This is a genomic window from Caballeronia sp. LZ008, assembly GCF_031451435.1.
In the GTDB taxonomy this organism is placed as follows: domain Bacteria; phylum Pseudomonadota; class Gammaproteobacteria; order Burkholderiales; family Burkholderiaceae; genus Caballeronia; species Caballeronia zhejiangensis.
Genome location: NZ_JARUXK010000001.1, coordinates 1,636,116 through 1,647,615 on the forward strand (window position 1 = coordinate 1,636,116; position 11,500 = coordinate 1,647,615).

11 protein-coding genes are annotated in these 11,500 nt (G+C 62.8%); 3 read left to right on the forward strand and 8 right to left on the reverse strand.

The annotated features are described in order from the left end of the window. Positions 1-26 precede the first annotated feature (26 nt). The 3 genes from QCE49_RS07630 to QCE49_RS07640 all read right to left on the reverse strand — a co-directional run bounded on the left by QCE49_RS07630 (position 27) and on the right by QCE49_RS07640 (position 3,180). Positions 27-779, reverse strand: coding sequence for a FadR/GntR family transcriptional regulator (locus QCE49_RS07630; protein WP_008349281.1), 753 nt, complete (start codon positions 777-779; stop codon positions 27-29). 483 nt (positions 780-1,262) lie between these two features. Continuing rightward, complete coding sequence (locus QCE49_RS07635; protein ID WP_250457741.1) at positions 1,263-2,414, reverse strand: glycosyltransferase family 4 protein; 1,152 nt, start codon at positions 2,412-2,414, stop codon at positions 1,263-1,265. Between the two features lie 232 nt (positions 2,415-2,646). After that, positions 2,647-3,180 carry a GNAT family N-acetyltransferase gene (locus QCE49_RS07640; protein ID WP_008349278.1) on the reverse strand — a complete coding sequence of 178 codons (534 nt, stop codon included), beginning with the start codon at positions 3,178-3,180 and terminating at the stop codon, positions 2,647-2,649. 377 nt (positions 3,181-3,557) lie between these two features. Here QCE49_RS07640 and QCE49_RS07645 point away from each other — a divergent pair, with 377 nt between their 5' ends. From QCE49_RS07645 to QCE49_RS07655, 3 genes are all read left to right on the forward strand, one after another. Continuing rightward, positions 3,558-4,586, forward strand: a complete 1,029-nt coding sequence (locus QCE49_RS07645) for a DUF1839 family protein (protein WP_051079023.1) — start codon at positions 3,558-3,560, stop codon at positions 4,584-4,586. Positions 4,587-5,603: 1,017 nt separating this feature from the next. Further along, on the forward strand, positions 5,604-6,350 hold the full coding sequence (locus QCE49_RS07650) for a Crp/Fnr family transcriptional regulator (RefSeq protein ID WP_008349275.1): 747 nt from the start codon (positions 5,604-5,606) through the stop codon (positions 6,348-6,350). A 33-nt stretch (positions 6,351-6,383) separates the two neighbouring features. Continuing rightward, positions 6,384-7,805 (forward strand): undecaprenyl-phosphate glucose phosphotransferase, encoded by a 1,422-nt coding sequence (locus QCE49_RS07655; RefSeq protein ID WP_033536392.1) that lies wholly within the window; start codon positions 6,384-6,386, stop codon positions 7,803-7,805. A gap of 69 nt (positions 7,806-7,874) precedes the next feature. Here the strand turns inward: QCE49_RS07655 and rpiA are convergent, their stop codons facing one another. From rpiA to rlmB, 5 genes are all read right to left on the reverse strand, one after another. Then, a complete protein-coding gene (gene rpiA, locus QCE49_RS07660; protein ID WP_008349271.1) occupies positions 7,875-8,564 on the reverse strand; it encodes a ribose-5-phosphate isomerase RpiA in 690 nt (229 codons plus the stop codon). 66 nt (positions 8,565-8,630) lie between these two features. Continuing rightward, positions 8,631-9,026: a SirB2 family protein gene (locus QCE49_RS07665; RefSeq protein ID WP_008349269.1), complete on the reverse strand. Its 396-nt coding sequence runs from the start codon at positions 9,024-9,026 to the stop codon at positions 8,631-8,633. Beyond that, complete coding sequence (locus tag QCE49_RS07670) at positions 9,023-9,790, reverse strand: N-acetylmuramoyl-L-alanine amidase (RefSeq protein WP_250457760.1); 768 nt, start codon at positions 9,788-9,790, stop codon at positions 9,023-9,025. The genes QCE49_RS07665 and QCE49_RS07670 overlap by 4 nt, the downstream gene beginning before the upstream one ends. Positions 9,791-9,858: 68 nt before the next feature. Beyond that, positions 9,859-10,659: an HNH endonuclease gene (locus QCE49_RS07675; RefSeq protein WP_241814145.1), complete on the reverse strand. Its 801-nt coding sequence runs from the start codon at positions 10,657-10,659 to the stop codon at positions 9,859-9,861. Between the two features lie 22 nt (positions 10,660-10,681). Next, on the reverse strand, positions 10,682-11,425 hold the full coding sequence (rlmB, locus tag QCE49_RS07680; protein ID WP_008349264.1) for a 23S rRNA (guanosine(2251)-2'-O)-methyltransferase RlmB: 744 nt from the start codon (positions 11,423-11,425) through the stop codon (positions 10,682-10,684). Positions 11,426-11,500 lie beyond the last annotated feature (75 nt).

The window sequence follows — 11,500 nt, forward strand, 5'->3', positions numbered from 1 at the left end:
GATCGTCCGATGCGTTCGAGGACGCGCTACGCCCCCGCGGACGCGTTCACGTTCGGCGACGCAGGCTGACTGTTCACGCGCTCCAGCGAGAACGCGCGGCCGACTTCTTCCGCGGCCAGGTCGACGAGCGCGCGCGTCGCGGCTTCGGCGGCGGCGGGATCTTTCGCCTCGATCGCCTCGACGACGCTCTTCTGCGCCGCGAGCGTCGCTTCGCGCACGGACTCGATGCCGTCGACGATCGGATTGACCGTCACCAGCGCGCCGCGCACGATCGCCGTCATCTGACGAAAGAACTGGTTGCCGCTCGCCGCGACGATGCGCGTATGCAGCACTTCGTCAGCCGCCTGATATTCCGGCTCGCCGACCTGCAGACGCGACAGCGTGTCGAATGCATCGCGAATCCCGGCGATTTCGTCGGGCGTCGCGCGGGCGGCGGCGAGCGCTGCGGCGCGCGGCTCGATCAGCATGCGGAATTCGATTACATCGCGTAAAAACGTCTGATCCGGCTTGGCGCGAAAACGCCAGCTCACCACGTCCTCGTCGATGAGACGCCAGTCGCTCATCGGACGAATGCGCGTGCCGGTTTTCGGCCGCACGTCCAGCATGTGCCGCGCGAGCAGCATCGAGAGCGCCTCGCGCATGACGGTGCGGCTCACGTCGAACTCCTTCGAGAGGATGTCCTGCGGTGGCAGTATCGCGCCATATTTTTGCTCGACGATCCCTGAGACGAGTCCGTCCATGACCTTCGCCACCAGCGATCGCTCTTTGTTGTCATCCATCTCGCTTCTCCCCTTCTCGCCTGTTCCGTAGCCGTGTGTATGAGCGCATCGCTTTCGCTTCCCGGGCTGCGAAAGGCACGACGGGTTCCCGACAGGTCCATTCGTCGTGCTTGATACGTTGCGTCTTCGTTGCTTCGAATGCCAGTTGGGAATTTCCTGACAGGGTAATCCCTCTGGCTTCGACGTCACTGTTTCGTTTTTTACTTCTTACCGCTTCACGTGCATCTCTTGCGCTCGCGCCGCGCGCGCGCAGGCATTCATCAGGGAAACTGAAGAATGGCTGCGTCGCGTCGCGGCGTGTGCGTTCTTTCGCGGCCCGCTGTTGCCATCGGACCGATCATGCACCCATTTGAGCAAGCATCTCGTAGGCTTTCTGTGCGAACGCGAACGGAAGCCGGCTCGCTTTTGCCTTTTGTATGATCGGATGGTTTGGACGAAAGTACCGTGGCGCGGTGCAAGCGGGGCGATTTGTCAGCCCTATGCTTAAATCGCGCCATCTGTCGTTCGGGGTGTGCGCGCGTCGAGATCGATCTGCCGGCGCTTCAGTGCTTCGCGCTCCGTAAGCGCTTGCTGATACACCGCGAGGTACTCGTCGCAGACTCTTTCGACGGAAAGCTGGTGCAGGCCGTGACGCGCGCGCGCCGCCAGTTGCCCACGCGCCTGCCGGTCGAGCAGAAGCCAGCGCAGTTTTGCCGCCGCCTGCCCGATGTCGCCGGCGGGCACGAGCAGACCCGCAGCGCCGTCGTCGAGCATTTCGGGGATACCGCCCACGCGCGTCGCGACGATCGCGCAGCCGGCCTCGCGCGCCTCCGCGATCACGAGCGGACTCGGGTCCTGGCGCGAGAGCAGCGCGAATACATCGGCGCTCGCGAAATACGGCCGTGTATCGGCGACGAAACCCGTGAAGTGCGCGTTCTCCGCGATGCCGAGCTCGGCTGCCAGCGCTTCCATCGATCCGCGATCGGGGCCTTCGCCGACGAGATACAGATGCGGCTCCGCCATGAATTCGCGCTCGCTCGCGGACTGCTCGCGCACCTGCGCGAACGCCTGCAGAAGATCCGCAATCCCTTTCCTGCGATACACCCCCGCCACGCAGACGATATTCGGATGCTTGAGCCGCACCGGCTTCGCGGGCGGCCGCGTGATGAGCCGCGGCGCGCCGACGGCGCCGTTGAGCACGGTCGACAACCGCGCCGGCCCGATGCCGCGCGCCTCCAGATCGAGCGCCAGCGCGCGGCTCACGGCCACCATGCGATCGCCCGCGCGCACCAGCGCCGCGCTTTTCTGCAGTTCGTGATGCACCGTGGTGACGAGCGCGAAGCGCCGCCGCATGCTGCCGAAACGCGAAATGAGCGCGCCGGTCATCATGTGCGCGTGCACGATGTCGGGATCGAAACGATCGATGAGGCGATTGAATCCCGCGATCATCGACGGCACGCGCCACGGTTGCCGCGACTGCTGCAGCGAAACATGCGTGATGCCGTGGCGACGCAAAAGCGGCTCGAAGCCGCCGCCCGACGATGCGACCACGACGTCCTGCCCCATGCGCGCCTGCATGCAGGCGAGATCGACCATCATGTTGACGGTGCCGTTGCCGATCGTCTGCGCGTGATTGGCGAGATGGACTATTCGCATGAGATAGGCTGTTTGTGCGCTCGCCGGCCCATGCCGGCGGCGTCGATCTTATTGTTTCGAGGACGCGTCTCGAAGCGGCCTGCGCCGCGCCGATCGCGTTGTTATCGCGTTGTTATCGCTTTGTTATTGCCTCGATGCCCGGACGGTCCACGCCTTCGATGCTGCTGACTGCCGCGTTGGTTCTTTCGCCGCGCGCGCGGTTGCGGCGCACGCTGCGCGTCTCTGGTGGCGCTTACAGCAACTCGTACGTCGTGGCGTTGTCGCTCGCGGCGAACGGAGCCTTGCTCGCGCCCGATGCTTCGCGCGATTGCCGGCCCTTTCTCGTCAGACCGATGTACGGCATGCCGTGCTCGAGAAACGGCCCTTCGGTCTTGCGAAAGCCGAACGCCTCGTAGAAACCGCGCAGGCTCACCGGCGCGGTCAGCCGCACGCGGCGGCCGGGCCAACGCTCGGCGGTCACCGCGAGCACGCGTTCGATCAGGGCGTGCGCGGTGCCGTCGCCGCGACGCAGCGGGCTCGTCAAGATCTTGTCCACCACGACTTCCGGATCATCCGCGTCGCCCTCGTTGATGCGTGCATAGGCGAGCACGGGCATCGAACGGCTCATGTCCTCGGCGGCGAATACGTGCGTGCCGGTTTCATCGCGACCATCCGGGTCGAGATGGACATGCGACTGTTCGACGACGAACACCGCACTGCGCGCGCGCAAAATCAGATAAAGCTCCCGCGCAGTGAGTTGTTCGAAATCCAGCGTTTTCCAGTTCATCGATTATCTCCATGCTTTACCGGCAATTACCGGCGTTGCGACGATTGAACGTTACGTGCCGACCCGCCTGAATTCAGTGCGCCATCGCACCGACCCATGACGCGCGCGCCTTTCAAATAAGCTCGACCACACGCACAAAGGCGTCCCGGGGAAAAAGACGCCTTTCCGACGATCAATGCGACGGCGCTGCAGCCCGGGTTGCGGGCTGCCGCGCGCGCGTCGCATGGCGTCGATAGCACTCGCGTAATACGGCACCTTCATGGGAAAATCACAATGCATACCGCCATCGAACGCGATAGAGACGCACGATTAAAAGCACATTCGCTCCATTGCGCACGCGGTATCGAACGCCGGCCTTTCCGGCCCGAGGTCACGGCATGAGCGCGTTCCATACGAGCGGTGTGACGGATTCAGGAGCAAGTCGTTCCCGCGTCGTGTCACTCGATCCCTTGCGCATGCGTGCGCGGCGGCATCACGCGCACGCGCTGCATCGCGGCGAGCGCATCTGGCGTGAAGCGGTCGCGCCCGTCGATCTGTGGATCGAAATTCTGCACGGCAACGGGCTCGAACCGCGCGCTGCGCTCGCGTTCGCCGTCGCTCAGGACTTCGAAGCCGATCAGTTCACGCTCGGCAAGCTGCCGTTCGAAGACATCGAAAAACTCTACGGCCTGCAAGTGCAGGAGCTTTCCGTGTTCGATTCGCTCGAAGAGCGCGCGCTCGTGCAGACGCGCCGCGCGAATATCGTCCTCGTCGAAGTCGATGCGTTCTATCTGCCGGACACGCGCACGGCTTCGTATCGCCGCGAACATGCGAAGACGACCATCGGCATCGATGTGATCGATCGCGATGCGCGGCGTCTCGGCTACTTTCATCACACGGGTTATCACCTTCTCGACGGCGAAGACTACGACGGCGTGCTGCGCTCGAATGCGACGCCCGAGCCGGCGCTTTTTCCGCACGTCGAGTTTGTCAAGCGCGTGCGCGAGCCGCTGTCGGGCACGCCGCTCGCGGAAGTATCGGCGGATCTGCTGTGCGCGCATCTGTTGCGGCGTCCGATGCACAATCCGATCACGCGTTGGCGCGCGGCGTTTCCCGAGCATCTCGATACGATGATTGCGCGCGGCGAATCGTATGCGCGTCATTACGCCTTCAACGTGATGAGGCAACTCGGCGCGAACTTCGAATTGCTCGCGCATTATCTGCAGTGGATGCGCGAACAAGGCTTCGACATTCCCGTGCAGACGTATGCGGGCGCGCGCAAGATCGCGAGCGAAACCATGGTGATGCAGTGCCGCCTCGCGCGCGCCCTTTCGCGCGGACGACGAGAGCTGTGCGAGACATCGTTCGACGTGATCGAGGATGCGTACGAACGCGTGATTCCTCCGCTTGCGGACATCGTGTGCTGAACGTTGATGTCGAACCGCGATTCGCACGCGCTTTCATCTCGGCAGCGACTGTTTAAAAAGACACATTTCAACCCTTGTTTCAAGGGTTTTTTCACTCGCTTACCTTCGCGTCTTATGCGGGTTTTTATGACCTCGTGATGTCGCCGCGAGAATTTCTTCGCGCCGGTTTCTCCGCGTTAATGAGTTCCGCATGAGATTGTCCTCGATGAAACATTTCAGGGCATCGCGCGCACGACTGAAATGCGCTGCGCCCGACCATGAATCCGATGAATGACGCGCAAACGTTTCACGGCGGCTAGTCGCATGCCGAACTCGCGAGAGGGCCGCTGCAAGGCCTGTGTGGGCTATTCCTCGCCGAAAGCCGCGCTAAAGAGGCGCTTATGCGCGAGGAATCGCACACGCAGATTTCACTTCGTGCAACGGGCGCAACGTTTCCGCTTCACGCAACGCCGCGCGGAAGACTTTTCCCGATGCCGGCAAAGCCTTATCCGGCAAGGCTTCGTGGGGAATCAAACAGCGCTCGGATAAACACGCGTTCGCCAGCCCACGGAGCCGATGGAACACGGATGAATCATTTTCCATTGTCCCTACGAAAGAAGGTGGTATGTCGAAGGGATGTCGACCCGTGAGGCCTGTCGCACCGTGGTCAAAAAATCCTCAACCGCCATTCGAGGGGTATGCGCTGATGAAACTCATCGGGGCACGCACGTATTCCTAAGACCACCGATGTTCAAGACTGAAACAAAAACGCAGCGCTGCGCTGCATCACAAAAAGTGCACGAGTTATGAGGCCCCGCCAGCATTGCGATTGCCCGCATTGGCACAGTCCTCGCTAATAGAAGCACGCAACCCAGACCAGTGCGATCAACCAAAAGCAATTCAAGTACGAAACGGGCGGCTACGGGGCTGATGTCATCCTTCCTCGAGGAACCGGCGCAAGCGGCAATCTTCGAAAACGGTCACATCAGTAAATAAAAATTGAAGCGCAACGCGCGAAAGTTACGAGAGAGAACAATCATGCTGACCCTCCAGTCCGACCTGCACGGCAATCATCTGCTTGGCGCGCTTCCTGCGCACGAATGGCAGGCGCTCACGCCGCATCTCGAACTCGTGCAATTGCGCACCGAGCAACTGCTGTGCGACTCCGGCCAACGGATTCACCACGTCTACTTCCCGACGACGGCGATCATCTCGCTGCTGCACACGATGGAAGACGGCGGTTCGGTCGAGATTGCCGCGGTGGGACGCGAAGGCATGACTGGCGTGCCGGTTCTGACCGGCGGCGAAACGATGCCGACCCGCGTGCAGGTGCAATGCCCGGGCTTCGCGTATCGCATGAGCGCGCAAGCGTTGCGCGAGCAGTTCGGCCGCTCGGACTTCCTGCGCCGCCTGATGCTGCTCTATATGCAGGCGCTGCTCACGCAGGTCGCGCAGACGGCGGCATGCAATCGGCATCACTCGCTGAACAAGCAACTTTGCCGCTGGCTGCTGATCGAAATCGATCGCACGGCGTCGAACGAATTGCAGGTCACGCAGCAACTGATCGCGGACATGCTGGGCGTGCGCCGCGAAGGCGTGACCGAAGCGGCGGGCAAGCTTCACGACGCGGGTCTCATTCATCACAGCCGCGGCTGCATCAAGGTCGTGGATCGCGAGGGTCTGGAAGCACGCGCATGCGAGTGCTACGGGCTCGTCAAGCGGGAGTTCGACCGACTACTTCCGCGTCTTCGTGCAACCGAGGCGATATCGGCCTCAAGTGTCTAACGGCTAGGATTAATGCAAGAAAAAAACCTCGATCTGTTCTCATGGCTGGCGCGTGTTCTGGATGTCTGTCTCATCATCGCGGGCGGATTGATCGCGCATGACGTACGCTTTTCGTCGCTGGATTTCGTCAGCGATATCGAAAGGCTTCTGATCGCGTTCAACTCCGCACTCGCCCTCCTGCTCTTCCCTGCTTTCGGCGTGTATGAAACCTGGCGCGGCAAGCCGTTCGCCATGATGCTGGCGCGCGTCACTTTGGCGTGGATGGCGGTCGTCGCGGGCGCCCTGCTGCTCGCCTTCACGCTACATCGCATGGATACGGTGTCGCGACTCTGGTTCGCGTATTCGACGCTCATTTCCGGCGCGCTCATCATCGCTTCGAAGCTGATCGTGTACTCGGCCTTGCGCCTGATGCGCGGCCGCGGCCTGAATCAGCGCACCGTGGCGATCGTCGGCGCGCAGGGTTTCTCGCGGACCTTGCTCGCGCACCTGTGCAGCACGCCCGAACAGGGCTTTACTCCGGTGTGCATTCTCGATACGACCGGCGACGAGGAACTGCACGCGAGCGGCATCAGCGGCATGCCCACGCCGACGACCGCGATCGGCATGGGCGGCAATCGTTTGCCGGTGCTGAACGATTTCGACGAACTCGTCGAGAAGGTGCGCGCCGAGGAAATCAACGAAGTGTGGCTCGCGCTGCCGCTGTCGCAGGAGCACACGATCTACCGCTTCGTGCATGCGCTGCGGCACGATTTCGTGAATCTGCGGCTGATTCCGGACACGCGCAGCATTTCCCTCTTCAATCATTCGATGACGGATGTCGCCGGGCTCGCGACCATCAACCTGACGACGTCTCCGATCAGCACGCTGCAGATGTGGCCGAAGATGCTCTTCGACCGACTGTTCGCGGCGGCCGCGCTGCTCGCGCTCTCGCCGCTGATGATCGCGATCGCGATCGCCGTGAAGACGACCTCGAAGGGTCCGGTGTTCTTCACGCAGCATCGCAAGGGCGCGGACGGACGGCCGTTTCGAATCTACAAGTTCCGTTCGATGGGCGTGCATCGCGAGCACGGTCGAGTGACGCAGGCGACGCGCAACGATCCGCGCGTGACGAAGGTCGGCGCGTTCCTGCGGCGCACGAGCCTCGACGAGCTGCCGCAGTTCCTGAACGTGCTGTTCGGGCATATGTCGGTGGTCGGTCCGCGCCCGCACGCGATCGAGCACGACGATCTGTACAAGGATCTCGTCTACGGCTACATGTTCCGCTACCGCATCAAGCCCGGCATTACCGGCTGGGCGCAGGTGAACGGCTATCGCGGCGCGACGGAAAAGGTCGAGAAGATGCAAAGCCGCGTGAAGTTCGACCTCTTCTACATTCACAACTGGTCGTTCTGGTTCGACATCAAGATCGTCGCGATGACGATGTTCAAGGGATTCATCGGACGCAACGCGTATTGATCGGCGTAAAAACGCGAAAGGCCCGGCGATTTTCGGATCGCCGGGCCTTTCGCTTGGTGCGCGCGTGACTTACTTGTAGTCGATGCGCTCGACGCCGTTCTCCGTGCCGAGCAGACAGATATTCGCGCCGCGCGCCGCGAACAGACCGACCGTCACGACGCCCGGCCAGGCGTTGATCTGCGCTTCGAGCGCACGCGGATCGGTGATCGACAGGCCCTTCACGTCGAGGATTTCGTTGCCGTTGTCCGTGATGAACGGCGAGCCGTCCTTCGTCACGCGCACGATCGGCACGCCGCCGAGCGCCGCGAGCTTGCGGCCGATCGCCGTGCGCGCCATCGGCACGACTTCGACGGGCAGCGGGAACGTGCCCATCACCGGGACGCGCTTGCTCGCGTCGGCGATGCACACGAACACGTCCGCCACCGACGCGACGATTTTCTCGCGCGTGAGCGCGCCGCCGCCGCCCTTGATCATCGCGCCGCTCGCGTCGATTTCATCGGCGCCGTCGACGTAAATGGACAGCGTTTCGATGTCGTTCAGATCGAACACCTTGAAACCGTGCGATTCGAGCCGCGCCGTGGTCGCGAGCGAACTCGACACCGCGCCGCGATAACGCGCCTTGGACTTCGCGATGGCGTCGATGAAGCAGTTCGCCGTCGATCCGGTGCCGACGCCGATGATCGCGCCTTCCGGCACGTTCGCGTTCACGTAGTCGGCGGCGGCCTGACCGACCAGTTGCTTGAGTTCGTCTTGAGTCATGGGAGCGGTGCTGCTGTATCGGTGAAAACTGAGATTTTATCGGAGCGCGGGCGACGGCCTCGCGGATCATGCCAACGCGTGCAGGAAGCCGAGCGGATCGTGCGTGCGCGCCACCGACGCGATGAACGCGAACACGACGATCGCCAGCACGCCATAAACGGCGCGCGCGCCCTTCGTGCGGCCGCGCTTGAGCGCGAACGTGCCGAGCACGATATAGACGACGAGCCCCGCGATTTTCGCGCCGAGCCACGCAGCGTTCGCCGAAAAGCCGATGATCGCGACCAGCGCGATGGCGCTCGCGAGCAAAAGCGTATCGACGATATGCGGCAGGATTTTCGTCGCGCGCGCGGCGAGGAGGCGCGAATTCGTCAGCATCCAGATCCAGCGCAGCACGAATCCGGCGATGGAAAGGCCGGCGCATGTCATGTGGATCGCGCGCAGTGTCGGAAACCAGTCGTTCATTGTGGGAAGTATTTATCGAGCAGGGCCTGGGCGATCGCGTCGCTTTCTGCATCCGCGTTGCCCGCGTGATCCGACGGGCGAAAGTGCATCTGAAACGCGCTGAAGACGCGGCGGGTTTTGGCGTCGAGCACGCCGTCGGTCGCGACTTCGTAGCCGTAGCGCTTCAGCTTTTCCTGCAGCGCGCGCACGTCCGATGGCGCCTTCGGATCGCGGCCCGCGAGATGCGTGGCAACAGCCGCGTCGTCGGGCCATGCGCCCACGCCGGCGTCGTATAGCGCATGCCACGGGAAAAGCGGACCCGGATCGATCTTGCGTTGCGGCGCGATGTCGCTATGGCCGACGACGCGCGTCGGCGGGATGTGGTAGCGCGCGACGATATCGCGGGAGAGCTTGATGAGCGCATCGACTTGCGCGGGCGGATACGGCTGCCATTTTCCATCGCTCGACGGGCCGATCGGACCGAGATTCACGTTCTCGATGCCGATAGACGACGCGTTCAGCTCCGTCGCGCCCTGCCACGAGCTCACGCCGGCGTGCCAGGCGCGCTTGTCTTCCGGCACCAGTTGATAGACGACCGGCTCGCCTTTCTCGATGCGCGGGGCGTCGGGGACGACGTAGTGCACGCTGACTTCGTCGCCGGTCAGGACGGCGAGCGATCCCGCTTCGTCGATCTCCGTGTAGTGCATCACGAGGAAACGGATGCGGGAATCGGCGTTCTTCGCGTGGTACTGCGTGTCGGCGATGTAGGTGGTGCGGTCTTGCATCGCGGTGCAGGCGGTGAGCAGGCATGCGGAGATTGCTGCGGCAAGACGAATCGCGCGTGTGGTGCTCGTCACGATTGCATTTCTCGAAGCGAATGCACGTGCATCCAGTGGGTGAGAAGCGCGTCGCGGCTCGGCTGGCTTTTGGGATCTTTCGGAAGCCGAAGCCTTTTGCCGGCTAGCGCGGCGTACTCGCTGCCCTTCAGTTCCGGCGAAATCGACACTTCATAGGTCGCAGGGTCAATCGTAATCAGCATGCGGTCGTAAAGCGTGTGCAAGTCCGCGCGAAGTAAAAGGCCGTTTCGAACGTCGTTGGTTTCAGTGCCCATGTAGCCGCAGATATGCGCGGCTTCGAGAACCGCTTCGACCGCGCAGTCCGTGAGCGCGCAACGGCGCTCGTAGGCTTTGAGCAGTCCATTGCGAAACGCGGGTTGGCCTTGCCTTACGACGATGGAAACGAGTGTCTTCTTGCGGGCGTCTTCGATGCACGATGGATCGAATGCGCCGCTCGATTCTGCCCGCGCCCGGGCTTCGCATTCCGCTTGCGCGAACGTACTGCTTACTCGCTGCGAAGCGCCCGGATTCGCTCCCGGGCTCGAAACCTGGAATCCCAAGCTTTCGAGCCTGCGCGCGACCGTGAGCGCGCCGCCACTGAAATCTTTCGCACGCAACGGTCCGACGGCGGGAAACTGGTAGCCGCAAGCCGCGCCAGCGACGGCCTTCGAATCGTAGCGTCGCCCATTCAAGACGACAAAATAGTCTCGCGCTTCCCTGAAACCGTATTTATCCAAAAACGCGGATCGGCCGATCCGATCGAATTCTTCCAGCGCGGCATGAACCGCCGAAGGATCACTAAGTCGCTTCAAAGCCATGAATGACGTTGGACCCTGACCCTTACTTCTTCACCGCCCGCTGCCTCACCGCCTCAAACAAACAAACCCCCGACGCCACCGACACATTCAAACTCTCGACCGTCCCCGCCATCGGGATATTCATGATTTCGTCGCACGTCTCGCGGGTCAGGCGACGCATGCCCTCGCCCTCCGCACCGACGACGATCGCCACCGGACCATCCAGCTTGGTCTCGTAAAGCGATGCCGTCGCCTCGCCCGCCGTGCCGATCACCCAGACGCCCGCCTCCTTGAGTTCGCGCAGCGCGCGCGCCAGATTCGTCACGGTGATATACGGCACGCTCTCCGCCGCGCCGCTCGCCACCTTCGCCGCCGTCGCGTTCAGGCCCGCCGAGCGATCGCGCGGCGCGATCACCGCATGCGCGCCGGCCGCATCCGCGACGCGCAGACACGCGCCGAGATTATGCGGATCGGTGACGCCGTCGAGCACCAGCAGCAAAGGCGTGCCCGAAATGCCATCGAGCAGTTCGGCCAGATTCTGCGCGAGCGGCAAATCGTGCGCGCGCGCCACCACGCCCTGATGCTGGACGTTGCCCGACAGCCCCCAGAGACGCGCTTCATCGGCCGCGATCAGCCGCACGCCCGCTTCCTTCGCGGTCCGCAGAAAGTCCTGCATGCGCCGATCCTTGCGCGTGGGGTCGTACAGCACCTCCTCGATCGACGATGCATCCGCGCGCAAACGTGCGGTCACTGCGTGAAATCCGTATAGAACCTTGAGACGTGACATGACTGATTCGAACCTTCGGTGAAAACTTGAAAAGCACGACGCGGTCCGAAGCACGAAGCATCGGACCGCGCGTAT